Annotated in this window: 23 protein-coding genes; 7 read left to right on the forward strand and 16 right to left on the reverse strand. The window is 66.5% G+C overall.

Going from position 1 to position 22,599, the window contains the following annotated elements; all coding sequences use genetic code 11:
• Positions 1 to 4: 4 nt before the first annotated feature.
• The 5 genes from CAL28_RS09470 to CAL28_RS09490 are packed head-to-tail and all read right to left on the reverse strand — an operon-like array spanning position 5 to position 5,806.
• Positions 5 to 1,099, reverse strand: coding sequence for a hypothetical protein (locus tag CAL28_RS09470; protein WP_094841160.1), 1,095 nt, complete (start codon positions 1,097 to 1,099; stop codon positions 5 to 7).
• A complete protein-coding gene (locus CAL28_RS09475) occupies positions 1,096 to 1,569 on the reverse strand; it encodes a (2Fe-2S)-binding protein (protein WP_094841161.1) in 474 nt (157 codons plus the stop codon). The genes CAL28_RS09470 and CAL28_RS09475 overlap by 4 nt, the downstream gene beginning before the upstream one ends.
• A complete protein-coding gene (locus CAL28_RS09480) occupies positions 1,562 to 2,404 on the reverse strand; it encodes an FAD binding domain-containing protein (protein WP_094841162.1) in 843 nt (280 codons plus the stop codon). Before CAL28_RS09480 ends, CAL28_RS09475 begins: the two co-directional genes overlap by 8 nt.
• Positions 2,401 to 4,791, reverse strand: coding sequence for a xanthine dehydrogenase family protein molybdopterin-binding subunit (locus CAL28_RS09485; protein ID WP_094841163.1), 2,391 nt, complete (start codon positions 4,789 to 4,791; stop codon positions 2,401 to 2,403). The genes CAL28_RS09480 and CAL28_RS09485 overlap by 4 nt, the downstream gene beginning before the upstream one ends.
• 4 nt (positions 4,792 to 4,795) lie before the next feature.
• Positions 4,796 to 5,806 (reverse strand): Bug family tripartite tricarboxylate transporter substrate binding protein, encoded by a 1,011-nt coding sequence (locus CAL28_RS09490; protein ID WP_094841164.1) that lies wholly within the window; start codon positions 5,804 to 5,806, stop codon positions 4,796 to 4,798.
• Between the two features lie 122 nt (positions 5,807 to 5,928).
• Between CAL28_RS09490 and CAL28_RS09495 the strand changes: the two genes are divergently transcribed.
• Complete coding sequence (locus CAL28_RS09495) at positions 5,929 to 6,633, forward strand: GntR family transcriptional regulator (RefSeq protein ID WP_094841165.1); 705 nt, start codon at positions 5,929 to 5,931, stop codon at positions 6,631 to 6,633.
• Between the two features lie 102 nt (positions 6,634 to 6,735).
• Here the strand turns inward: CAL28_RS09495 and CAL28_RS09500 are convergent, their stop codons facing one another.
• The 4 genes from CAL28_RS09500 to CAL28_RS09515 form a co-directional block, all read right to left on the reverse strand.
• Entirely contained in the window at positions 6,736 to 7,272 is a 537-nt protein-coding gene (locus CAL28_RS09500) for an RDD family protein (protein ID WP_094841166.1), read from the reverse strand.
• 9 nt (positions 7,273 to 7,281) lie between these two features.
• Positions 7,282 to 8,217, reverse strand: coding sequence for an alpha/beta fold hydrolase (locus tag CAL28_RS09505; protein ID WP_094841167.1), 936 nt, complete (start codon positions 8,215 to 8,217; stop codon positions 7,282 to 7,284).
• Positions 8,214 to 8,672: a DUF1330 domain-containing protein gene (locus CAL28_RS09510; RefSeq protein ID WP_094841168.1), complete on the reverse strand. Its 459-nt coding sequence runs from the start codon at positions 8,670 to 8,672 to the stop codon at positions 8,214 to 8,216. Before CAL28_RS09510 ends, CAL28_RS09505 begins: the two co-directional genes overlap by 4 nt.
• Positions 8,673 to 9,224: 552 nt before the next feature.
• Entirely contained in the window at positions 9,225 to 9,404 is a 180-nt protein-coding gene (locus tag CAL28_RS09515) for a hypothetical protein (protein ID WP_094841169.1), read from the reverse strand.
• A gap of 210 nt (positions 9,405 to 9,614) precedes the next feature.
• On the opposite strand from CAL28_RS09515, the gene pxpB reads away from it, so the two are divergent.
• Entirely contained in the window at positions 9,615 to 10,346 is a 732-nt protein-coding gene (gene pxpB, locus CAL28_RS09520) for a 5-oxoprolinase subunit PxpB (protein ID WP_094841170.1), read from the forward strand.
• Positions 10,343 to 11,362 (forward strand): biotin-dependent carboxyltransferase family protein, encoded by a 1,020-nt coding sequence (locus CAL28_RS09525; RefSeq protein WP_094841171.1) that lies wholly within the window; start codon positions 10,343 to 10,345, stop codon positions 11,360 to 11,362. The genes pxpB and CAL28_RS09525 overlap by 4 nt, the downstream gene beginning before the upstream one ends.
• Before the next feature lie 17 nt (positions 11,363 to 11,379).
• Here CAL28_RS09525 and CAL28_RS09530 read toward each other — a convergent pair whose 3' ends face one another.
• From CAL28_RS09530 to leuS, 6 genes are all read right to left on the reverse strand, one after another.
• Entirely contained in the window at positions 11,380 to 13,140 is a 1,761-nt protein-coding gene (locus tag CAL28_RS09530; protein WP_094841172.1) for a THUMP domain-containing protein, read from the reverse strand.
• Positions 13,141 to 13,153: 13 nt separating this feature from the next.
• Entirely contained in the window at positions 13,154 to 13,576 is a 423-nt protein-coding gene (locus CAL28_RS09535) for a CopD family protein (RefSeq protein ID WP_094841173.1), read from the reverse strand.
• A gap of 188 nt (positions 13,577 to 13,764) precedes the next feature.
• A complete protein-coding gene (locus tag CAL28_RS09540; protein WP_094841174.1) occupies positions 13,765 to 15,030 on the reverse strand; it encodes a glutamate-5-semialdehyde dehydrogenase in 1,266 nt (421 codons plus the stop codon).
• A gap of 82 nt (positions 15,031 to 15,112) precedes the next feature.
• Positions 15,113 to 16,168, reverse strand: a complete 1,056-nt coding sequence (gene holA / locus CAL28_RS09545; RefSeq protein ID WP_094841175.1) for a DNA polymerase III subunit delta — start codon at positions 16,166 to 16,168, stop codon at positions 15,113 to 15,115.
• A gap of 6 nt (positions 16,169 to 16,174) precedes the next feature.
• Positions 16,175 to 16,870: an LPS-assembly lipoprotein LptE gene (locus CAL28_RS09550; protein WP_094841176.1), complete on the reverse strand. Its 696-nt coding sequence runs from the start codon at positions 16,868 to 16,870 to the stop codon at positions 16,175 to 16,177.
• An 11-nt stretch (positions 16,871 to 16,881) separates the two neighbouring features.
• Positions 16,882 to 19,542: a leucine--tRNA ligase gene (leuS, locus tag CAL28_RS09555; protein WP_094841177.1), complete on the reverse strand. Its 2,661-nt coding sequence runs from the start codon at positions 19,540 to 19,542 to the stop codon at positions 16,882 to 16,884.
• Between the two features lie 379 nt (positions 19,543 to 19,921).
• Between leuS and CAL28_RS09560 the strand changes: the two genes are divergently transcribed.
• Positions 19,922 to 20,167: a KGG domain-containing protein gene (locus CAL28_RS09560; protein ID WP_094841178.1), complete on the forward strand. Its 246-nt coding sequence runs from the start codon at positions 19,922 to 19,924 to the stop codon at positions 20,165 to 20,167.
• 91 nt (positions 20,168 to 20,258) lie between these two features.
• Here CAL28_RS09560 and CAL28_RS09565 read toward each other — a convergent pair whose 3' ends face one another.
• Entirely contained in the window at positions 20,259 to 20,543 is a 285-nt protein-coding gene (locus CAL28_RS09565) for a hypothetical protein (RefSeq protein ID WP_094841179.1), read from the reverse strand.
• 389 nt (positions 20,544 to 20,932) lie between these two features.
• Between CAL28_RS09565 and CAL28_RS09570 the strand changes: the two genes are divergently transcribed.
• From CAL28_RS09570 to CAL28_RS09580, 3 genes are all read left to right on the forward strand, one after another.
• Positions 20,933 to 21,358 carry an organic hydroperoxide resistance protein gene (locus tag CAL28_RS09570; protein WP_094841180.1) on the forward strand — a complete coding sequence of 142 codons (426 nt, stop codon included), beginning with the start codon at positions 20,933 to 20,935 and terminating at the stop codon, positions 21,356 to 21,358.
• A 114-nt stretch (positions 21,359 to 21,472) separates the two neighbouring features.
• Positions 21,473 to 21,946, forward strand: a complete 474-nt coding sequence (locus tag CAL28_RS09575) for a MarR family transcriptional regulator (protein WP_254926066.1) — start codon at positions 21,473 to 21,475, stop codon at positions 21,944 to 21,946.
• Positions 21,937 to 22,587 carry a GntR family transcriptional regulator gene (locus CAL28_RS09580; protein WP_094841181.1) on the forward strand — a complete coding sequence of 217 codons (651 nt, stop codon included), beginning with the start codon at positions 21,937 to 21,939 and terminating at the stop codon, positions 22,585 to 22,587. The genes CAL28_RS09575 and CAL28_RS09580 overlap by 10 nt, the downstream gene beginning before the upstream one ends.
• Positions 22,588 to 22,599 lie beyond the last annotated feature (12 nt).

Raw genomic sequence — 22,599 nt, forward strand, 5'->3', positions numbered from 1 at the left:
GTTCCTAAGGGTTGGAGGATGCGGTGCGTTCGCGCAGCAGGCGCAATTGCGTGGCGGCCCCGGAGGTCAGCAACGCATGGATGGAAAATTCATCGCGTAGCCGGTCCGGATTCATCTCCAGCAAGGCTGCGCGTTCGTCGGCGGCAAGGGCATAGGCATCGCACCATGCCTGCGGATCGGCCAGGTAGCGTCGCGCGCTGTCCGGGTCGCTGCGCAGCCGGTAAAGCGCCTCGACCAGGGCGACTCGCCGCGGCGGCAACGCGGGGTAGATCAAGGGGGCCGCCGGCTCGTCCTCGGTCAGGTCCCAGGCCAGGACGCTATAGGTGTGGTGCCAGGAAGGTTCGAAGGTCGCCAGGAAGGGCTTGCGATTGCCCATGGCGCCGGCGGCGATCAGCGGCTCCCGCAGTTCCAGGTTGCCCGTGCGGTCCAGCGCAGCCTCGTCCAGCGCGAGCAGGCCGGTAAGGTTGCCGGCGCGCATCTGCTCGTACAGCCCCGTGTCGGTGTCGACATCGGGATTCGGGTAATGCACGGTCCCGGGATAGTGCGACAGACCGCCGCTGGCGATCAGCACGGCGCGGCGTCCCATGCGCGTCACGGCGCGCGCCAGCGCCTGTCCGAACGCATGGCAGCGCAGGGGAGAAGGCTGCGGCGGCACGTAGGCATTCACGAAGATGGGCGTCATGGGAATGCCGCGATCGAAGCCCATGAACTCGTAGGGGATGGTAAAGGCCGTCGGCAGCTTGGCCGACAGGGTGTAGGCCAGATCGAAACCTTCCTCTTCCATGCGACGCACCAGTCCATAGCCCATGGAGGGATCGAGCGTCCAGTCGCCGCGGTGCTTGTGCATGCCGTCGGCCGTCGCCGCGGCATGCACGCAGAACGCGGGCACGGAATGGGTCACGAAGTGGTCGCCATGATCGTTGGACACCACGATGATGCAGTCGGGCCGCAGCGCGCGCAGCCGTTCGCCCGCCTGCGCCATCGCGGCTCTGACGCGTTCGATCTGATCCGGGTCTTCGGTGTCCGGCCGGGACAGGAACTGGGGCGCGTGCGGCACGCAGGCCACGCCGACGATACCGGCTCGCGGGGTTGGGCTCATGTCGATTCCTCTATGGTGGTCTGGATCGCGGCGACGATGCCCTGGTAGCCCGTGCAGCGGCAGATGTTGCCGCACAGCTGTTCGCGGATGCTTGCGGGGCAGGCCGCCTGGCCGCGCGACACCATGTCGTGGGCCGTGATCAGCATGCCCGGCGTGCAGAAGCCGCATTGCAGGCCGTGATGGCGGTGCATGGCGTCGCGCAGGCGTTGCGACAGGGGATCGGTCAGCCCCTCCGCGGTGGTGATGGTGCTGTTTGCGCAGGCGGCGGCCAGGACCAGGCAGGCACGCGCCACTTCGCCGTCGACGATGACATTGCAGGCGCCGCAAACGCCGTGTTCGCATCCCAGGTGCACGGAGGTCGTGCCGGCCTGTTCGCGCAGGGCGTCCGCCAGGCTGGCGTTGGGCTCGACGGTCAGCGTCGCGGCGCTGCCGTTCACCGTCAGGTCCACGCTTATGCGGATATCAGTCATGGCGAGGCTCCCGCGCCTGGTCGATGGCGCGTATCAGGTTTACGGCATGGCGGTAGCGGGCCACGGCCGGCTCGTCCGGGAGCAGGCCGTCGATCTCCCGCCTGGCCTGGTCCAGCAGCGCGCCGGGGTCGGCGCAGCCTGCCTGGAGCAGGGCCGCGCACGCCGGCAGCGGGCGCGGGCCGGCGCTGGGCGCGGCGATCCAGCAGGACCAGTCCCCCGACGCGCGGCGCAGCGCCACCGCCGAGGCGGTGGCATATTCGCCGGCCCGGTGCATCAGCTTGGCGCGTCCCCATGCGGTCAGGCACGCGTTGTCCGCGTCCAGGACAATGTCCGTCAGCACTTCGTCGATCTCGATGTCCGTGGCGAGCGGCCCCTGGATGAACGCGCTCAATGGCGCGTCACGCCCCCCGCGCAGACTGCGCAACCGGACGCGCGCATCCAGCGCGGATAGCAGCAGGGGCCAGTCCCCGGCGGGGTCGGCATGGACCAGGCTGCCGCCGACGGTCCCTCGCGTGCGCACCGCGGGAAAGGCGATCTGCGCGGCGTGCGCGGCGAGCAGCGCCGTCACCGGCGTGTCCGCCGGGGCGCGAGCAAGGTCGGCGTGCGTCGTCATGGCGCCGATGGACAGGCCGGCATCCTGTGGTCGGGCCCCCCGCAGCGCGGGCACGCGTTTCAGGTCGATCAGTACCATGGGCCGCGCCAATCCGTAGCGCATCGTGGGCAGCAGGCTCTGGCCTCCGGCCAGCACCTTCGCGTCGCTGCCCGCGGCGGCCAGCATTTCCAGCAGCCCGTCCAAGGTGTCGGGCGCGCGGTATTCGAAGTCCGGCAGCTTCACTGTTTTTCTCCCGCCGCAAGCCACTGCGCGAGCAGGTAATCGGGTTCGATGGGCGTACGGTCCACCGCCACGTCCCGTTCGCGCAGCGCCGCGCGTATCGCGTTGGCGATGGCGGCGGGCGGCGGCACCGAACCGCCTTCTCCCATTCCCTTGACGCCGAAGGCCGAGAACGGCGATGGCGTGCACAGATGGATGATTTCGATACGGGGCACTTCCAGCGCGCTGGGTACGAGGTAATCGCCGAACGTCACCGTCTGGGGCTGGCCGTCGGCGTTGTAGCGCATGGCCTCGTACAAGGCTTGTCCGATACCCTGCGCGACACCGCCGATCACCTGGCCGTCGGCGATCAGCGGATTGACCACGGTGCCGCAATCCTCCACGACCAGGTAGTCCAGGATCCTGGCAAAGCCCGTGTCGATATCGACTTCGACGCGCGCGGCGTGCACCGCGTAGGAAAACGTGCCCGTTTCCACGCTGGGCCGGTAGAAGGCCTGCAGCGACATGCCGGGCTCGATGTCCTTGGGCAGCTTGTGTATCTGTACGGTGGAGATGCGGGCGATCTCCGCCAGCGTCAGGCTGCCGTGCGCGCCGTGCAGGGCGCCGTCGCGCAATTGCAGCGCGCCCGCTGCATCGCCCAGGTTGGCCGATGCAATGCGCCGTGCCTTGTCGATGAGCGCGGCGCAGGCCTGGGCGACCGCGCCGCCGCCCATGACGATGGACCGCGATGCCACCGTTCCCATGCCGTATGGGGTGGCCGCGGTGTCCCCCTGGCGCACCCGGATATCGGCGAGCGCGATGGCCGTGATCTGTGCCGCGATCTGGGCATAGCTGGTGGCATGACCCTGTCCATGGGCCAGCGTACCGACGTCGATCTCCAGCGTACCGTCGCCGTTCAGGCCGACGCGGGCGGCTTCATGTCCATAGACGGTCGGCGATCCGCGGCGGAACCACTCCTCGGACCCATGGCCGGCCTGTTCCACCAGCACGGCGTAGCCCGTGCCGATGCGCTTGCGGGTATCCGACGGCGGGCTGTCCGTCCAGTTCGCCCGCACATGGGCCGCCGCCTCGTCGACCGCCTGGCGGTAATCGCCGGAATCGTAGGCCAGGCCGGTCGCCGTGACGTATGGCATCTTCGAGGATGGAATCAGATTGCGCCGGCGTACCTCCACCGGGTCCATGTCCAGGATATGCGCCACTTCGTCGACGATGCGCTCCATGGCGAAGCAACCGCCGGGACGGCCGACGCCGCGGTAGGGGCCGACCGGGCTTTTGTTCGTGTAGATGCTGATCGCCTGGTAGCGGTAGTTCCGGATATCGTAGGGACCGAGCATGACGTTGGCCGCCATGTTGGCCTCGATCGCGCCGGTCGACGTCTTGGCGCAATAGGCGCCGCCGTCGACGATGAAGGTCGCGTCGATCGCGTGGATGCGGCCGCTATCGTCGAAATAGGCCGCGATGTCCTGGTCGTGCTGGCGGCTATGGTTGCTGGCGACGAAATGTTCGTAGCGGTCTTCTATCCACCGAACCGGGCGGTCCAGCTCCATGGCCAGGGCGGTCAGTAGCACTTCTTCGGGATACAGGTTGCTTTTGGCGCCGAAGCCGCCACCCACGTCAGGCACGATGACGCGCAGATCGCTCTCCCGCAGGCCCGGGATCTGCTGCGCGATGAAGCTGCGTATCAGGTGCGGGCGCTGCGTCGATAGATGGACGTGCAGCGCGCCGCTCGCCTTGTCGCGTTGGGCCAGGCAGCCGCGGCCCTCCAGCGGACTGGCGAGCACCCGTTCCATGGTGAAGCGCCGGCAAACCCGGCGCAGGCCCGCATCGCCTCGCGCGGTCGCCGCTTCGATCGCATCGAAGTCGCCGATCGTGCGCGCGGCCCGCATGATCAAATTGGAGTCGAGGTTTTCGTGCAACGGAGCGCCGGGCTTTTCCCATTCCGTCCGCGCCTGCAGGACGGGCGGAAGCGGTTCGATATCCAGCTCGATGGATTCCGCCCAGCGCTCCGCCTGCGCGCGGGTGGGCGCCATGACCAGCGCCACCGGCTCGCCGACGAAGCGCACCTTGTCCGTTGCCAGCAGCGGATAAGGCGCACCGTGAAAGCCTTCCCGCAGCAGTTCCGCCTTGATGGGCAGCGCCCGTCCTTCGAAGTGCCGCGCCAGCCGCACGTTTTGCGGCGGGACATCTTCGCCGATTCGCACACCCTTGAGCACGCCGTGCGCCACGGGACTTCGAACGAAGGCGATTTCCAGGCAGTCGCGCACGGCGATGTCGGCAATGAACGCCGCGGCGCCGGCCAGGTGGCGCGCGTCTTCCCTGCGGGGGACGCGGGCGCCGATCAGCCCCTGCGTCATGCCGGTATCGCGCACGGGCGCGTCTACGCTATCCATGATGTCACTGATCCACGGTGATGTTGCCCGCCTTGATGATGGCGATCCACTTCTGGCTGTCGGCCTTCATGCGGTCGGCCAGTTGCTGCGGGGTGCCGCCGGTAGGCACCAGGCCGAGGTCGAGCAGTCTTTTCTGGATGTCCGGCCTGGCCAGGATGCGATTGACGGAGGCATTCAATTGCTGGACGACGGCGTCCGGCGTGGCTGCCGGGGCCAGCAGGACGAACCAGCTGGCCATGTCGGTATCGGGCACGCCGAAGTCCTTCATCGGAGGCACTTCGGGCAGGGTGGGAAAGCGTTTCGGCCCGGCGATGGCAAGGATGCGGACCCGCCCGTTGCTGACCTGGGGCAGGGCGGGCGCGAGGTTTTCGAAGGAATAGTCGACTTCGCCGGACGCGAGCGCGACGACCTCCGGCCCGCTTCCCTTGTAGGGGATATGGACGCCTTTCAGATGTTCGACCTGGTTAAGCCATTCGCCCGCCAGATGCAGGGTGCTGGCCGTGCCGGCGGACCCGAACGACAACTTGTTGTTGTCCGATCGCTGGTGCGCGATGGTCAGGAACTCCGGCACCGTCTTCGCGGGCATGGTGGGGCCCACGATGAGGAAGGCGGGAACGTCGACCAGACCGACAACGGGCCGCAGCGAGCGTTCGGCGTCGTAGTTCAGGTTCTTGTAGAGGTAGGCGTTGTTGACGACCGACGTCGTGGCCAGAAGCAGCGTATGGCCATCGGCGGGCGCATTGATCACGAAGCGCGTCGCGATCTGGGTGCTGCCGCCCGGTTTGTTTTCGACGATGAAGGCCTGGTGGTATTCATCGTTCAGCTGCTGCGCGATCACCCGCGCGACGATATCGGAGGCTCCCCCCGCGGCGAAGGGCACGACGATGGTGACGGGACGGTCCGGGTAGGCCGCGCTGGCGGTCCCTAGCCCGCAGGCCAGGATGCCTGCCGCACAGCCCGCGCGCACCATGCGCGGGAGCCAGCCGGCGCCGCCGGCATTGAAGATTCTGAACATTATTCACCCCTTGAAGTATACGTTTATCAATTAAAGTATACGAGATGGAAGAATAATATCTGAGCGTGCTAGCATGTCAAGCACAATCTGGCTCGACTCGGGCCGCGATAAACGGAACATCCATGGCAACCTTTGCTGAGGACCTCAGGTCTTCAACCGCTGGCGGGGAGGCACGCGCGGCCCGTCTACCGAATGTGTACGAAGCTTTGTTCGAGCAGATCGTGACGGGCAAGCTGCGCGCGGGGGAGCGCCTGTTGATCGACGAGCTTGCGGAACGATTCGGCGTCAGCAAAATCCCGGTGCGGGAAGCATTGAAGGCGCTCGAAGCAAAGGGCTGGGTGGAGTCCGCGCCGCGGCGGGGCACCTATGTGCGGCGTCTGTCGATGGCCGAACTTCATGAACTTTTCGAGTTGCGCCAGATCATCGAGCCGGAGATCACCGCCATGGCGGCCCACCGGCGCCGCGCCGCCCACCTGCAGCAATTGCTGGCGCTGGTAGAGGAGGGCGAGCGGGCGGTGGAGCGCAACGACTTCGTCAGCAGCTCGCGCATCAACTCCCAATTCCATACGGTGATCGCGCAGGCGGCCGACAATGCGCTGGCTTTCTCGGTGATTCAGGAGCTGGAGCTGCGGCTCTGCCGGTATTTCTTCGTGGCAGAGTGGGAAGAGCGCAAGGAATCCATGCGTCAGCACCAGCGCCTGTACGAAGCGATCCTCGCGCAGAACGCCGATGAGGCGCGTCGCCTGACCATCGCGCATCTGCGGCACACCGAGGCGATGGCGACGCGCTCGATTTCCGCGCAACGCACGCCGGAGCTCGCGGAATAGGCGCGGTCCGCGAACGGGGATTGAGCGCGCCCTTGCAAGGATCCGGAAGGGCGGGTGCGGGGCGCCGAAAGGCGGCCAGGGGAAGACCGCTCGCGCCGCGCTTCAGGCGCCGAGGGCGCCTTTGCGCGCCGTCTTGGCCGTGTGCGGCACGGACACCAGCCGGGTGCCGGCCCAGCGGTCGTGCAGGAACTGGCCTTCGGGATCCAGCCACGACCCGACGAAAACGGCGAACGGCGCGGCCACGATGAACATCAGCGTGGCGGGCCAGTGCGTCACGGATTCAATTCCCCAGACCGCCAGCGCCGCGATCATCGGCAGGATCCAGGCAAAGCCATAGCGCCACACCAGCCGTGCCAACGACGGCGGGCTTCCGTCCCGACCCACCAGCCGGATGTTCCAGGTCTTCATGGGCAGCGTCTGGCCCGAGCGGGCCCAGCACACGACGAAATAGCAGCCGATGGCAAGAAAAAGCCATGCCTGGCGGGCCGTACGCAGCATCAGGCCGCTGCGGCTTTGGGTCAGGGTGTCGAACAGATAATCGGCCAGGAAAACCACGCCGAAGAGCAGGACAGCCTCGTACATCATGCAGGCGAAACGGCGCAGGCGCGGCGGCGTGGGCAGGACAGGCGGATTGTTCATAGGCGCGTATTATCCGACAGATTCGCCACCGTTCGACGGGGACGATGGCTCCGCGCCACGCCTGCGCGCGGTTCTGCCGATCGCATCGGCGATTGCTTGATACAGGGCGGACGGAAGATCGTGACCCATGCCGTAGACAGGCATGAATTCGGCTCCGCGAATGGATGCGGCCGTATCCCTGCCGCACTCCAGCGGTATCAGGGGATCGTCGACCCCGTGCACAACCAGGGCCGGCGCCACGATCCGCGCAAGCCTTGAACGGATGTCACCGACAGCGGCGATCGCGCCCAATTGCCTGCCGAACGCGGCCGGATCGTAGGCGCGCCTGACTTCCTCCAAAACCAGGATTCGGTGTGCTTCCTCGTTGAATGGATAGCCGGGACTCGCGATGCGCCGGGCAAACGCAAGGCTATGCTCCAGGAATCCTGCTTCGTCCTCGGAAGGGTGAGGCGCGCGTGTCGTCAGCATTGCCATGATGTCTGTCGCGGCCGAGGGAAGATTCGGATTCCCGGTGCTGGACATGATGGACGTCAGCGACAATATCCGTTCGGGATACTCACTGGACATCAGTTGGGCGATCATGCCCCCCATCGACCTGCCAACGACGTGTGCACGATCGATTTTCAGGCTATCGAGCAGCCCAATTGCATCCGCCGCCATGTCGTGCAGCGTGTAGGGCACGTCCGGCGTTCGGCCTGCCGCGATCGCATTGGCCAATGCCGAAAAATCCGGCGGCGCAACGTATGTGAAATGCGTCGAGCGACCTGCATCGCGGTTGTCGAACCGGATCACGCGAAAGCCTTTGGCCGCCAGGCGATCGCAGAATGGCGCTGTCCACCGGACCATCTGGGCGCCAAGGCCCGAGATCAACAGAATGACCTCAACGTTTTCATCGCCGAAACTGTCATAGCCAATGGTGATGCCGTTTGCTTCTACGGATTTCATCGGTCCATTCCCTTATGAAACTCGGCCTCGTCAAGCTGAGTGACGGGAAGAAGGCGTGAATCTTCGACTGCAGCCGTCCGGTGCCCCATTCCGGCGAGGTACTCTTTGTTGTCCGCGAAAGCGAGGAACGATTGGGCATTGCTTTGACGAACCATCATGAGCAGATCCCATCGTTCGTGTTCGGGCCCGATCAAGAGGGGGCCTCCGACACCGAGAAATAGCAGTTCACCGCCGCTTTCGCGCAGCAAGGGAAGCGTGTGGCGGATGTAGCGATCAAACGCTTCAGCACCGCTGATCGGGGCCTTTGCCGCTAACTCCGGATTGCGGGAATAGTCGGCAATTTCGCGAAAGCGCAACAGGTTCATCATGACGATGCTGCCATGCATCCCTCGCACTACAAACGCGCGACCCGATTGTTGCGTCGGCTCCAGGAACCGCGGAAAGGGAGTGGTCATTTTTGATTTCCCGTGTCAGTGTCTAAACGCCGGTCCCATGTCGAAGAACAGCAGGGGAGCGGGCCGCATCCTTGATAAGCCCTTATGACGGTCGGGATTCGGCTGCGGAACGCCCGCGGTAGCGTCGGGCCTTCAAGCATCTTTCATGGCGCGAGCTCGTAAAATAATACCCGGGTGAAAATATTAAGTCAATAATACCCGGATATAAAAAGCCGGCCGTTGCACTTTGCAGTGACGCGCCGGCTTTGTGGGACGCAATCAGCCAAGGAAGGTCGTGTTGACGGCCGGTTCGCAACACACCGCCCCTGCGCGGCGCGGCGGCGGGGCAGCGAGGCAGTGGTGCAGCGGTGTAGCGGTGTAGCGGTGCGGCGGTGCGGCGGTGCGGCGGTGCGGCGGTGCAGCGAGGCTGCCCTGGCGTCGGCGGGGCCCGGCGAAGTTCCAGGCCGCGAGGGCAAAAAAAAGCCCGCCACGAGGGCGGGTTTTAAAAGGGGCTTATGCAGCCCCCAAGGGGAACTTAAGCTTTGCAGGGCGCTGGAGCCTTTTGAGGCTGCTTCAGGCGCGGGCTGCTTCGCCGCCGTGGCGGCCGGCCGGATCCCGGAAGGAGCGGCCGAGCTTGCTGATCAGTTTGCCCAGGGCCCGGAGGGGACGGGGGCGGAATTGTTCTTCAATGGCCTGACGCATCAGTTGGCGTTCCAGTTCGTCAGTCAGGCGGAGCGGTTCACGTTCGTTCACGATAATATCCTGGGTGCTAAAAGCAAGCGCCGCGTTCCATCAGATGAGGTCACTTCGTTTCGCGCGCTCTAGGGATAACCCGAATTTTAGGGGTTAACCCTAGATAATGCAAGTCGCGGAAAAGCAACAGTTCGGGTCCCGGCGACGTCGTCGCGGCAGCGCAGCTGAAAACGGGGCCGTATAACACGCGCCAACCTCTACAATCCGCGCATGGACACCCCCGCCTCTGCTCCCGTTCCGGCCTGGCGTATCGATCCCGTCGGCGATCGCTGCCTTCTCATTACGCTGGGCGACCGGGTGGACGCGGAGGTTAACCGCGCGGTGCTGGCGTTGGCGGCGCATTTGCTGGCCGAACCCCTGGAGGGTGTGATCGACGTGGTGCCGGCGTTCACGACTGTGGCCCTGCATTACCTGCCGCAGGCCTATGCGGGGCGCGACGCGACACCATTTGCCTGCCTGGAAGCCGAGCTGCGCGGGCGGTTCAGCCGCGGCATACCGGACGTCGCGGCGGAGTCCCGGCTGGTGGAGATTCCCGCCTGTTACGGTGGGGCATACGGACCCGACCTCGACGAGGTCGCCCGGCGCTGCGGCCTGACGACGCAGGAGGTCATCGACCTGCACGGCGCCTCGCCCCTGGTGGTGTACACCTTCTTTTTCGCGCCCGGCACGCCTTTCGCCGGCGGCCTGGACCCGCGCCTGGCCGTGCCGCGGCGGGCAACCCCTCGCACCGAGGTGCCGGCGGGTTCCGTGGCGATCGCCAACGGCCTGTCGATGATCTACCAACTGGCGATGCCGGGGGGCTGGAACCTGATCGGGCGCACACCCTGGAGCCTGTTCGATCTGGCGCGGGATCCGCCGGTGCGGCTGCGCCTGGGGGATCGCCTGCGTTTCGTGCCGATCTCCGCCGCCGAATTCGACCGTCTTTATGAGGCGAGGCGATGATACGAGTCCTCAAGCCCGGCGCGCTGTCCCAACTCCAGGACCTGGGCCGTTATGGGCACCAGCGATACGGCGTACCGGTCAATGGCGTCATGGATGAATGGTCGCACCGCCTCGCCAACATTCTGGTCGGCAATCCGGAATCCTTCGCCACGCTGGAATGCACGCTGACCGGCCCCACGCTGCGCTTCGCGCGAGATCGCCTGATCGCGCTGTCGGGCGCCGATCTGCGCGCGCGCATCGACGATATCCCCGTGCCGCTGAACCAGCCATTGCTGGTGCGTGGCGGGACGACGCTCAGCTTCGGCGAGCGCCGCCGCGGCGCGCGCGTGTATCTGGCCGTGCGTGGGGGATTCGACGTGCCGGCCGTCATGGACAGCCGCAGCACCTTCCTGCGCGGCGGCTACGGCGGGTTCCAGGGGCGTGCGCTGGCGCGGGATGACCGGTTGCCGCTGTGCGCGGCCGACGCCGGCTATCCGGGGGCGACGCGCCTGCTGGTGCAGTGCGGCCTGCCCTGGATAAGCGCGGGCCAGTTCGACATGCCCGTGGCCGGCGGCGCGCCCGATGCGTTGCGCGCGATGCCCGGCCCTCAATGGGAGCGTTTCACCGAAGCCACCCGCGCCGCCTTCCTGGAGCAGTCGTTCGAGATCGACCACCGCTCGGATCGCATGGGATACCGCTTGAGCGGCGCCCGCCTGGCGCTCGCGGAACCCTTGGAAATGGTGTCCGAGGCGGTTGCCTTCGGCACCGTCCAGGTCCCGCCAGACGGCAGCCCTATCGTGCTGATGGCTGACCGCCAGAGCGCTGGCGGCTATCCCAAGATCGCCTATGTCGCCAGCGTCGATCTGCCCCTGCTGGCGCAGGCGGTGCCCGGCGATCGCATTCGTTTCGCCATGATGACGCTGGAACAGGCGCAAGCCTTGTATCTGGAGCGCGAGGCCTCGTTGGAGGGGCTGCGCGTACAGGTCGAGCGGGCGATGGCGCCGGTGTTGGCCGAGGCGGACCCCGGCGTCGAATAAAAGCCCTGGTGCCGGGGTTATTCGCCCTTTTCGTCGTCCATCTCGTCCATGTCGGAAGGCGCATGCGCGTCGTCCGCATCCCGGCCGCCATGCGCACCGTTGCGGTCCGCCGGTTTGTCGCGATAGCTTTTGCTGACGACCTCGAAGCCGAACAGGCGGCAGTCCAGGGGGCCGTTGTGCAGCGGAATACGGCGCAGCGGCTTCAGGCGCATCTTCTGCGGCAGCGTCATGTCGCTGGAAATGGCATGGACCTGCCAACCCGCGAATTCCCGCTTGAGGCAGGCCGCCCACTCGCGCCACAGGGTTTCATCCTGGCCAGCCGGCATCCGTTCGCCGTAAGGCGGGTTGGTGACGATCCAGCCCTGGTGCGCCGGCGCATGCAAGGCGCGGGCGTCGCCGACTTCGAACTGGATGGCGTTGTCGGTCAGCCATGCCCGTTCGGCATTGCGGCGTGCATGCTCGATCGCGGCGGGATCGACGTCGTAGCCGAACAGCGGCGTATCCAGCCTGGGTTGGATATGCGCGCGCGCATCGTCTTTCATGTCGTGCCAGCGGCGCTCGTCGTGGTCGCGCAGGCGTTCGAAGGAAAAGGGCCGCGCGATGCCCGGCGGTACGCCCAGCGCGATCCATGCGGCTTCGATCAGGATGGTGCCGCTGCCGCAGAAAGGGTCCAGCAGGGGCGCGGCGGGATCCCAGCCGGCCAGGGCCAGCATGCCCGCCGCCAGGTTTTCGCGCAGCGGCGCTTCGCCTTTGTCCAGGCGCCATCCGCGCTTGAACAGCGATTCGCCACTGGTATCGAGATACAGGGTCGCGGTATCGGCGGTCAGGAAAGCGTGCACGCGTGCGTCGGGGCGCACCGTATCGATATCGGGCCGCGCGCCTTCGCGGTCCAGCAGGCGGTCGCAGATGCCGTCCTTCACGCGCAGATTGCAGTACTGCAGGCTGCGCATGGGACTTTTGATCGCCGAGGTGTCCACGCGCAGGCTTTGTTCGGCGCCGAACCAGCGTTCCCAGGGTGTGGCGTACGCCAGGTCCAGCAGATCGTTCTCGTCCTGCACCGGCCCCTGCGCCACCTGTACGAGGATCCGCGCGGCCAGACGCGAGTAGAGGTTGGCGCGCTGCACGCCTTCCCAGTCGGCGCTGAAGTGCGCGCCTGCCCGGCCGGCGCGCGCGTCTTCGTAGCCCAACGCCTGCAGTTCGATGGTGAGCACTTCTTCCAGGCCTTGGGGGCAGGATGCGAAAACCTGGAACCGCTCCGCCTTGCGCGTGCCGGTATTCCGCGCGCGCATGCGCGGCTGCTCCGTGTGCGCCGCGAAACGCGGATCGCCATCGTGGCGGTCCCGTGGCGCCTCGGCGCGCGTCGCGTGGAAGGTATCTTCCGCCGCCATCTCTGGCGCGGTGTTCGTAACCGTTTGCCTGGCGTCTCGTTGCCGGGCGGGCCGGGGCGGCAGCGTACCGGCTTCGCGCGACCGCGGCTGGCGCGGCGCGGCGTCCGTCGACGCCGGCGGGCGCCGGGATGGACTGCGCTCTGACCCGGCCGCGGAGGAGGCACGCCGCGGCGTGCGCGGGCCGTCCTCGGCGGCGTCGCGCTGGCGACGCGGCGGCGGGGAAGGCTCTTCCGCCCGCGATTTTTCCCGCTGCTTTTCCTGCAAGGCCACCAGCCTTGCCCGGGCGCCGCTGCGTGTGCGCGCTCCCGGCTTTGCGCCGGGCGTGGCGCCGGCGGGGCGCTTGGACAGCGTAAGCGTTTTGCGGGGGCGGTCGGAGTCGTCGGCGGACATGGAATAGGAAGATCTAGAAGGGCTTGACGACCACCAGCGCCACCACGATGAACAGCAGCAGCACCGAGATTTCGTTGAACCAGCGGTAGAAAGTATGGGTGCGCGTGTTGCGTCCCTGCTCGAACTTGCGCAGCATGACGCCACAGGCGTGATGGTAGCCGATGATCAAGAGCACGAAGAACAGCTTCGCATGCATCCAGCCGTTGCCCGGGCCCATGCCGATACCGTAGCCGATATAAAGCCAGAGCCCGAAAATGATCGCGATGACGGCCAGCAGGGTAGTGAAGCGGAACAGGCGCCGCGCCATGCCCAGCAGTACCGTGCGCACCGCGGGTTCATCGTGCTGGGCCAGATTCACATAGATGCGCGGCAGATAAAACAGGCCCGCGAACCAGGCGGCGATAAACACGATGTGCAGGGTCTTGATCCAGAGCATGGGTTGATACCTCGGTGCAAGGGGTGCGGAACGCGCATTCCAGGCCGGTGGCCTGTTTTCGTCGGCGTCGGGTCACGCGATATTACGCGGATCCGGCTTACGACGAGGGGAGGGTTGCTCACGCCATAGGGAGGCGATGCGCGATGCCGCGTCGATTCGCCGGGCCGGGCGGGATGGCACAAGGGATTTCAACCGCGAAGCTGTCCTTCGCCCGTCAGCACCCATTTGTACGTGGTCAGCCCTTCCAGTCCCACCGGACCGCGCGCGTGCAGGCGGTTCGTGGAGATGCCGATTTCCGAGCCCAACCCGTATTCATAGCCATCCGCGAATACCGTGGGCAGGTTGACGTAGACCGAGCTGGAGTCCACTTCGCGCTGGAAGCGGCGGGCCGCGCCGAGGTTTTCGGTGACGATGGCGTCCGTATGCCCGGAACCCCAGCGGCCGATGTGATCGATGGCCTCGTCCAGCGAGTCCACGATACGGATGGCCAGGATGGGGCCGAGATATTCCTCCGCCCAGTCCGCATCCGTTGCCGGCTTGGCGGCCGGCACGAGATCCCGGGTGCGCGCGCAACCGCGCAGTTCAACGCCGTGGGCGATCAGCGCATCGGCCAGGCGCGGCAGGATGGCGGCGGCGACGGCCGCGTGCACCAGCAGCGTTTCCATCGAGCCGCACACGCCGTAGCGGTACGTCTTGGCATTGAACGCGATGGCGTGGGCTTTTTCGGGATCCGCCGCGGCATCGATATAGACGTGGCAGTTGCCGTCCAGATGCTTGATGACCGGGACGCGGGCTTCCGCGCTGATGCGCTGGATCAGGCTTTTGCCGCCGCGCGGCACGATGACGTCGATGTGTTCCGTCATGGTGATGAGCTCGCCGACGGCGGCGCGGTCGGTCGTGTCGACCACCTGTACCGCATGGGGCGGCAGGCCGGCGGCGTCCAGGCCCTGGCGCACGATGGCCGCCAGCGCGAGATTGGATCGCAGCGCTTCGCTGCCACCGCGCAGGATGGCGGCATTGCCGGACTTCAGGCAGAGGGCCGCCGCATCGATCGTGACGTTGGGTCGCGACTCGTAGATGATGCCGATGACGCCCAGCGGGACTCGCATCTGCGCCACGCGCATGCCGTTGGGCCGCACGGTCGTCGGGCCGGTGCTGCCGACAGGGTCGGGCAGGGCGGCGACCTGGCGCAGGCCGTCCGCCATCAGATCCAGCGTCCGGTCGGACAGTGCCAGGCGATCCAGCAGGGCCGCCGTCAGGCCGTTTTCGCGCGCGGCGTCCAGGTCCTGCCGGTTGGCGTCCTTGAGGGCACCGCGATTGGCCTCGACGGCATCGGCCATGGCATGAAGGGCGCGGACCTTCGCCACACCGCTGGCGCGCATGATCTCGCGCGCCGCTCGGCGGGCATTCACGCCCAGGGTGATCATGGCTTCTTGTACGGTCTGCGTGGACATGGCAATCGGTGAGTCGGCGTTGCGAGCGCGGTTTGGATGACTTCGTAGTGTATCCGTTCGCGGCCGCCCGCCGCCCGGGCGATCAGGCCTGGCGCCGGCCCGCCGCCGCTACCCGCAGTGCCAGACGCGTCATCTCTTCCCAGGGGTCGGATAGCCTGCCGGGCACGGACAGTCCCTTGATGATGCGGTCCACGTCGTGCGCGTGCTGGACGGCAGCCGGCCATGCGCCGGCAGGCACGCGTGACAGGGCCTGCAATGCAAGGCGCTCATGGGCGCCGAAAATGCGCAGGCGCCGCATGACCGCGCCGCTGTCCTGGCCGCTGGCGCGCGCCTGGGCGACGCGGGCCAGGATGCGGATTTCCTCGCCCACCGCCCAGAGCACCAGGGGCAGCGCTTCGCCTTCCGCGCGCAGGCCGTCCAGCATGCGTACCGTGCGCCCCACGTCGCCGGCCAGCATGGCATCGCGCAGGCCGAACACGTCGTAGCGCGCGACGTTCAGCACCGCGCGTTCGACGGCTTCGGCATCCAGGGCGCCTTCGGGGTACAGCAGACCCAGCTTTTGTATTTCCTGGTGCGCGGCAAGCAGGTTGCCCTCGACCTTGTCCGCCATCCACTGCAGCGTCGCGGCATCGGCGCGCTGGTTCTGGCGCGCCAGCCGCTCGCCGATCCAGGCCGGCAGGCGCGCGCGTTCGATGTTCGGGATATCCACCACGGTGCCCCGCGCCAGGGCGGTCATCCAGCGGCTTTCGCGGGTGGCCTTGTCCAGGCGGGGCAGGCCGATGGCAATGATGGTGTCGGGGTCGCCGCCGCTGTCGGCCTGTTCGGCCAGCCTGGCCAGCATATCGCCGCCGGCCTTGCCTGGCTTGCCGGTCGGGATCTTCAGTTCCAGCAGCCTGCGGTCGCCGAATAGCGAAACGGTCTGGGTGGCGGCGACGACCGCGCTCCAGTCGCTGCGCGCGTCCATGACCAGCGAAGTGCGCTCGGTGTAGCCGGCGGCGCGCGCCGCCGCGCGCAGGCTGTCCATCGCTTCGGTGACGAGCAGGGGTTCGTCGCCGCTGATCGTGTACAGCGGGGCAAGTTGCGCACCGGCGCGCCGCAAATGGTCGGCGAAGCGTTCGGCGTCCAGGGATTGCGCCATGGGCCGTCAGTAGGAAGTATCTTCGTCGAGGCTGGGCGGGCCGTTGGTGATGTTCGGGCGGTTCCACGGCTGCCGGTTGTTCTGCGGCGGGGGCGTGGTGCTGTACACCGGGCCCACGTCCTCTCCGGGCTTGGCCGATTGCGCCTTTTGCATCGCCAGGCGCACGTCCGGGGCGGTCAGGCGCCGCACGATGCGGCTGACCAGGCTCTGTTCCATGTTGCGGTACAGGCTTTCTGCCTGGCCTTCCTTGGCCTGCACGACCTGGTCGTTGTAAGGCATTTCCCGATAGGCTTCGAGCGTGGTGTCCGGCAGCAGGGCCCGGCCCTTGGCGTCGATCACGCGGAACGTGAAGACCAGTCCCAGTTCGTATTCCTCGACCTTGCCCTGGGCATTGAGCGATACCTCGCGCATCGAACGCGAATTGCGGATCTGCTGCAGCTGCGCTTCGGCGTCCTTGGGGGTATCGAGCAGCTGCGTCTCGGGCGATGCCGCGGCGATCGCCCGCCGCACTTCGGCGCCGAACCGGGAATTCTGCGGAATGCCGACATACAGGGAGTCGAAAGGTAGCGGGGTGGTACCCCGCATCTGGAAACCGCAGGCGGACAGCAGCATGAGCGTTGCCAGGCCGGCGACGCGCAGCGCCCATCCCCGGCCGCGTTCCCGTGTGCCCACCGGGCGATTCCCTAGCCTGGCGAAATTCATGCGGTACCTCATTAACCTACGACGTTGACCAGTTTGCCGGGCACCACGATAACCCGTTTCGGCGGCCGGCCTTCAAGAAAGCGGCCCACGGCCTCGTGCGCGGCGGCCAGGCTCTCGATCTGTTCGCGCGTGGCCTGCGCGGATACCCGCAGCGCGCCGCGCAGCTTGCCGTTGACCTGCAGCATCAGTTCGACCTCGTCGGCCACCAGCGCGGCTTCGTCGACCTCCGGCCATGGCGCATCCAGCAGGTCGCCGTACAGGTCCGCAAAACCCAGGTCGTTCCACAAATGCCATGAGATGTGCGGCACCACGGGGTACAGCACACGCAACAGGATGCCCAGGCTTTCGGCGCGCGCGGCGTCCGCGGCGGCGTCGGCGGGCAGGTCGGCGTTTTCGATGGCGTTCAGCATTTTCATGCAGGCCGATACCACCGTGTTGTACTGGATGCGTTCGTAGTCGTAGTCGGCCTGCTTGAGCAGGATGTGGATCTCGCGGCGCAGATCCTTGGCGGCGGCCGGGGCCGCCTGCCAGTCCACCCCGCGCGCCGCCAGCCCGGCCGCTACCGATTCGCGTTGCGCCCAGCCGTGCGACCACAGCCGGCGCAGGAAGCGATTGGCGCCTTCGACGCCCGAGTCCGACCATTCCAGCGTCTGTTCCGGCGGGCTGGCAAACATGACGAACAGGCGGGCGGTATCGGCGCCGAGCGTATCGATCAGCGATTGCGGATCCACGCCGTTGTTCTTGGACTTCGACATGGTGCCGACGCCGCCGTAGCTCACTTCGCTGCCGTCGGACTTGCGCCGCGCGCCCACGATGGCGCCCTTGGCGTCGTAGACGTTTTCGACCTCGTCGGGCCAGAAGTATTCGATCCCGCCGTGTTCGGTCTTGCGCGAATAGATGTGGTTCAGCACCATGCCCTGGCACAGCAGGCGCGTGAACGGCTCGTCGAACTTCAGCATGTTCAGGTCGCGCATGACCTTGGTCCAGAAGCGGGCGTACAGCAGGTGCAGCACCGCATGTTCGATCCCGCCGATGTACTGGTCCATGGGCATCCAGTAATCGTTGCGGCTATCGACCATGGCGTCGTTGTTGCCCGGCGACGTATAGCGCATGAAATACCAGGCGGAATCGACGAAGGTATCCATCGTGTCCGTCTCGCGCCGCGCCGGCTTGCCGCAGGTGGGGCAGGTGCAGGACAGGAAAGCTTCGTTCTTTGCCAGCGGGTTGCCCGAGCCATCCGGGATCAGGTCTTCGGGCAGCACCACCGGCAGGTCTTTTTCCGGGACGGGTACGGGGCCGCAGTCGGCGCAATGGATGATGGGGATGGGCGTGCCCCAGTAGCGTTGGCGCGAAATGCCCCAGTCGCGCAGCCGCCAGGTGGTCTGCTTTTCGCCTATGCCCAGGGCCGCCAGATCGGCCGCGATGGCATCCACCGCTTCCTTGCTGGTCAGGCCGTCGTACTTTCCGGAGTGGATCAGACGGCCGCTCTGCTTGTCGCCATACCATTCCTGCCAGGCGTCGGTGGAATAGGTCTTGCCCGGCACGTCCACGACCTGGCGGATCTCCAGGTTGTATTTGCGCGCGAAGGCGAAATCGCGCTCGTCATGCGCGGGCACACCCATGACCGCGCCGTCGCCGTAGCTCATGAGGACGTAATTGCCGACCCAGACGTCGACCGGCTTGCCGGTCAAGGGATGGGTAACGGTCAATCCCGTCGGCAGGCCTTCTTTTTCGCGCGTCGCCAATTCGGCTTCGGTGGTGCCGCCCAGCTTGCACCTTTCGATGAATTCGGCCAACTGCGGGTTGCCGCGCGCGGCCAGCGTGGCCAACGGGTGTTCCGGCGCGACGGCGCAGAAAGTAACACCCATGATCGTGTCGGCGCGCGTCGTGAAGACGTAAAGCTTGCCGTCCTGGACCTTTTGCCCGGATTCGTCCCGGATGTCGTGCAGGAAGGCGAAACGCACGCCCTCGCTCTTGCCGATCCAGTTTTCCTGCATCAGGCGTACGCGTTCCGGCCAGCCGGGAAGGCCGGTCTTGACCTGCTCGAGCAGTTCTTCCGCGTAATCCGTAATGCGCAGGTAATAGCCCGGGATTTCGCGCTTTTCGACGAGCGCGCCCGACCGCCAGCCGCGGCCGTCGATGACCTGTTCGTTGGCCAGCACGGTCTGGTCCACCGGATCCCAGTTCACGACCTGGGTCTTGCGGTAGGCAATCCCTTTTTCCAGCATCTTCAGGAACAGCCATTGGTTCCATTTGTAGTAAGCCGGATCGCAGGCGCTCATCTCGCGCGACCAGTCGATCGCCAGTCCCATCGCCTGCATCTGCTTCTTCATGTAGGCAATGTTGTCGTAGGTCCACTTCGCCGGCGGCACCTTGGATTTGATGGCGGCGTTTTCCGCGGGCATGCCGAAGGCATCCCAGCCCATGGGCATCAGCACGTTGTATCCGCGCATGCGCAGCTGGCGCGCCATCATGTCGTTGATGGTGTAGTTGCGGACATGGCCCATATGCAGTTTGCCGCTGGGGTAGGGCAGCATGGAGCACGCGTAGAACTTCGGCTTTTCGGCGCCGCTGGCATTGCGGGCGTGCTCGCTGACACGATAGACGTCATTGCGGCGCCAGACGTCCTGGGCGGCGGCTTCGACGGCATTGGGGTTGTAGCGTTCCTGCATGGGCTGGATAGGATCGATGACGAATAAGGGCCGCCCCCGCCGACGCGGGGGTACGGTCAAAACCCTTGATTATAGGTTCTGCCATGCGGCTGCGATCCCGCGGCCGGTTTTCGCGCCTTTGCGCCCTGCGCACGCCCCCCGCGCCCTTGACGCAGGCGGCACCGGCGCGGTCCGCGCCCCGGGCGTAATAGTTGCTGGCGGGCACCGCGGCGGCGGAGCTTTCGTGCCGCCTTCCAGGCCGCGCCTTCCCTGGCGCGCCGCAAGCAGAGCGGATCATTGCTGTGGCGCATGGGGTGGCGCATTTTCCCGGCGATGGGCGGGCATGCGCATTGCGCCCAGGCCGGCTCCTGAACCACCACCACCCACCAGGGGGTTTGATATGACCGACAACCAGGATCAAAAGGAGCGGCGCAAGCCGCGTGGTTTCGCCGCGATGGGGCCGGAGTTCCAGCGTGAAATCGCCGCGCAGGGCGGCAGGGCCGCCCATCGTTTGGGCAAGGCGCATCGCTTTACTTCCCAGGAAGCGCGGGCGGCGGCCACCAAACGGCATGCGGCCCGCCAGGCGCAACCCGCCGGTTCGCCCGAGTCGCCCGCAGCGGCGACGGATCCGGCCAAGGACCGTTAAGGCGGCACCCGGCGACCTGCAGCGCGCAAGGGCGGCGATGGAGGCCGTCGCGCGGCCTTCCGGCCATCGTGGCCGGCGGATACAGGTCGGATCAGGGAATGGGCAGTTTCAAGGTGTGTGCCTCGGGGTCCGCCTCGAAGCCCGTCACCGCGAATTCCCTTGCTTCCATATAGCCTTCGGCGTGGAAGCGGACATGCGTCGGCGACCATGAAAAATCGGCCAGCCGCGCGACATCGACGCCTCGCGCGATGAGATAGCCCGGTGCCGTTCCGTCGTCGCGAGACGGCGGAATGTCGCTGGGCGGTTGCCACGAGACCGATTCGCAGGGCACCGTTGCCTGACGTTCGGCCTGGCCGGCCCGGTCGCGGGCGATCAAGGTAATTTCGTGTGTTTTCCAGTGTTCCATGGTGTTGGGCCGCAAGCGCCCGACGCGCGGGCAACGCGTTGCTCGCGGCAATCGTCGTACCCGACGGCCGGCCGCCGGATGGCGGTTTCCGGGCGACGAGGATCTCGTCCACGGTCGCTCCGCCTTCGGAACAGGATCCCATGGCGCATGGCGGCGGACCCGGACACGGTCGAACGGTTGAACCGCCAAATGCGCGATCCCGGGTTGGGCCGCCACGGCCAGGTCGTCACGACAAAATAAATCGCTTGCAATTGAATTGTGTGCGATCTAATATTTCTTCCAGGCACCAAACGCCAAGAAATATCAAACCCGGCCAGCGGCCACCCGGCCCGGCTTCCACGACCAGTAAGGAGTTCGCCATGTCTATCGAAAAAGTGCTTTACCGTGCCCAAGCCACCGCCAACGGCGGCCGTGACGGCCGCGCCGTGTCTTCCGACGGCGTGCTGGATATCCAACTGAGCACGCCGCGCGAACTCGGCGGCGCCGGCGGCCCCGGCACCAATCCCGAGCAACTGTTCGCGGCGGGCTATTCGGCCTGCTTCCTGGGCGCGCTGAAGTTTGTGGCGGCACGCGAAAAGGTGGCGCTGCCCGCCGAAACCAGCATCACCGGTTCGGTGGGTATCGGCGCCATCCCGACCGGCTTCGGCATCGAGGTCGAATTGCGTATCGCGATCCCCGGCCTGGATCCGGCGCAGGCCCGCCAGCTGGTCGACAAGGCGCACATCGTTTGCCCGTACTCCAACGCGACCCGCGGCAATATCGATGTGACGTTGACCCTGGTCTGATGGTCCCGGCGTACCGGTCCGAAGGGCCGGTACGCGGCGACGGTCCCAGCGCGGCGCGGCTTGCAGGGAATGGCAGCCGCGCCGCGCTGGCCTATGGATCGCGCACGATTTAATATGTCCGCTATGTCACATCCCTCTTCATCCCGCGGCGACCCTTATCTGCTGTTGGAAAACCAGCTGTGTTTCGCGCTGTATTCCACCAGCCTGGCGATGAGCAAGGTCTATCGCAGGCTATTGGCCGACCTGGATCTGACCTACCCCCAATACCTGGTCATGCTGGTCCTGTGGGAACAGGATGGCCTGACGGTGTCCGCCATCGGCGAACGCCTGTTCCTGGATAGCGCCACGCTGACGCCACTGCTGAAACGGCTGGAAGCCGCCGGCCTGGTCGAGCGCGCGCGAGCCTCCCGCGACGAGCGGCAGGTGATCGTGTCGCTGACGGAGCAGGGAAGGCAGATGAAGGCCAAGGCCCGCGCCGTCCCGCCCGGGGTGTTGAACGCAACCGGTTGCAGTGCCGCCGAAGCCGGCGGGATGATCAAGCGGCTGGACGCCCTGCGAGCTGCGTTGCAGGATTCCACATGCCCATAGCCAAGCAGAACACGCAGGCCAATCTGGCATACCAGGAGCTGAAAAAACGCATTCTGATGGGGTTCTTCGGCGCCAGCGACCGCCTGCGCGAAATCGAGGTGGCGGAGCTGCTGGACATGGGCCGCACGCCGGTGCGCGAAGCCCTGAAGCGCCTGGAAGACGAAGGCCTGGTCACCCACGAACCGCGCCGCGGTTTGGTGGTGACGTCGCTGGACCAGCAATCGGTCACTGAACTCTATGCCATGCGCGAACTGCTGGAAGGCGGCGCGGCACGCTTCGCCGCCAAGCACGCCAGCGAAGCGGAAATCGACAACATGGCCCATATCCTGGAGGAAGGCCGGCACGGTGGCGACCCGGTCGCGGCCAATCTGGCCTTCCACCAATCCATTTACGGCGCCGCCCACAATAAATTCCTGATCCGTGCCTTGCAGTCCCTGACGGATTCCACCTACCTGCTGGGCCGCAGTACGCTGGAAATGCCGGGGCGCCCGGACGCCGCGCATGGCGAACACCAGGCCATCTACGAAGCCATCCGCGATGGCGACCCCGCGCGCGCCGAGCAGGTGGCGCGCGAGCATATCCGCAACGCCCTGCTGGAGCGGCTGAAAATCCTGCGCGCCAAGCAGTCGCGCGAGAACTGAGGCCGCGCCGGG

The organism is Bordetella genomosp. 11 (assembly GCF_002261215.1).
In the GTDB taxonomy this organism is placed as follows: Bacteria; Pseudomonadota; Gammaproteobacteria; order Burkholderiales; family Burkholderiaceae_B; genus Bordetella_C.

What these genes read in the sequence shown, in the direction of transcription:
- CAL28_RS09540 (WP_094841174.1), bottom strand. Translation starts at nt 15,030, where the DNA reads ATGTCCACGCAGACCGTACAAGAAGCCATGATCACCCTGGGCGTGAAT.
- holA (WP_094841175.1), bottom strand. Translation starts at nt 16,168, where the DNA reads ATGGCGCAATCCCTGGACGCCGAACGCTTCGCCGACCATTTGCGGCGC.
- CAL28_RS09530 (WP_094841172.1), bottom strand. Translation starts at nt 13,140, where the DNA reads ATGTCCGCCGACGACTCCGACCGCCCCCGCAAAACGCTTACGCTGTCC.
- CAL28_RS09570 (WP_094841180.1), top strand. Translation starts at nt 20,933, where the DNA reads ATGTCTATCGAAAAAGTGCTTTACCGTGCCCAAGCCACCGCCAACGGC.
- CAL28_RS09525 (WP_094841171.1), top strand. Translation starts at nt 10,343, where the DNA reads ATGATACGAGTCCTCAAGCCCGGCGCGCTGTCCCAACTCCAGGACCTG.
- CAL28_RS09510 (WP_094841168.1), bottom strand. Translation starts at nt 8,672, where the DNA reads ATGACCACTCCCTTTCCGCGGTTCCTGGAGCCGACGCAACAATCGGGT.
- CAL28_RS09490 (WP_094841164.1), bottom strand. Translation starts at nt 5,806, where the DNA reads ATGTTCAGAATCTTCAATGCCGGCGGCGCCGGCTGGCTCCCGCGCATG.
- CAL28_RS09475 (WP_094841161.1), bottom strand. Translation starts at nt 1,569, where the DNA reads ATGACTGATATCCGCATAAGCGTGGACCTGACGGTGAACGGCAGCGCC.
- CAL28_RS09485 (WP_094841163.1), bottom strand. Translation starts at nt 4,791, where the DNA reads ATGGATAGCGTAGACGCGCCCGTGCGCGATACCGGCATGACGCAGGGG.
- CAL28_RS09505 (WP_094841167.1), bottom strand. Translation starts at nt 8,217, where the DNA reads ATGAAATCCGTAGAAGCAAACGGCATCACCATTGGCTATGACAGTTTC.
- CAL28_RS09575 (WP_254926066.1), top strand. Translation starts at nt 21,473, where the DNA reads ATGTCCGCTATGTCACATCCCTCTTCATCCCGCGGCGACCCTTATCTG.
- leuS (WP_094841177.1), bottom strand. Translation starts at nt 19,542, where the DNA reads ATGCAGGAACGCTACAACCCCAATGCCGTCGAAGCCGCCGCCCAGGAC.
- pxpB (WP_094841170.1), top strand. Translation starts at nt 9,615, where the DNA reads ATGGACACCCCCGCCTCTGCTCCCGTTCCGGCCTGGCGTATCGATCCC.
- CAL28_RS09550 (WP_094841176.1), bottom strand. Translation starts at nt 16,870, where the DNA reads ATGAATTTCGCCAGGCTAGGGAATCGCCCGGTGGGCACACGGGAACGC.
- CAL28_RS09560 (WP_094841178.1), top strand. Translation starts at nt 19,922, where the DNA reads ATGACCGACAACCAGGATCAAAAGGAGCGGCGCAAGCCGCGTGGTTTC.
- CAL28_RS09580 (WP_094841181.1), top strand. Translation starts at nt 21,937, where the DNA reads ATGCCCATAGCCAAGCAGAACACGCAGGCCAATCTGGCATACCAGGAG.
- CAL28_RS09495 (WP_094841165.1), top strand. Translation starts at nt 5,929, where the DNA reads ATGGCAACCTTTGCTGAGGACCTCAGGTCTTCAACCGCTGGCGGGGAG.
- CAL28_RS09470 (WP_094841160.1), bottom strand. Translation starts at nt 1,099, where the DNA reads ATGAGCCCAACCCCGCGAGCCGGTATCGTCGGCGTGGCCTGCGTGCCG.
- CAL28_RS09535 (WP_094841173.1), bottom strand. Translation starts at nt 13,576, where the DNA reads ATGCTCTGGATCAAGACCCTGCACATCGTGTTTATCGCCGCCTGGTTC.
- CAL28_RS09500 (WP_094841166.1), bottom strand. Translation starts at nt 7,272, where the DNA reads ATGAACAATCCGCCTGTCCTGCCCACGCCGCCGCGCCTGCGCCGTTTC.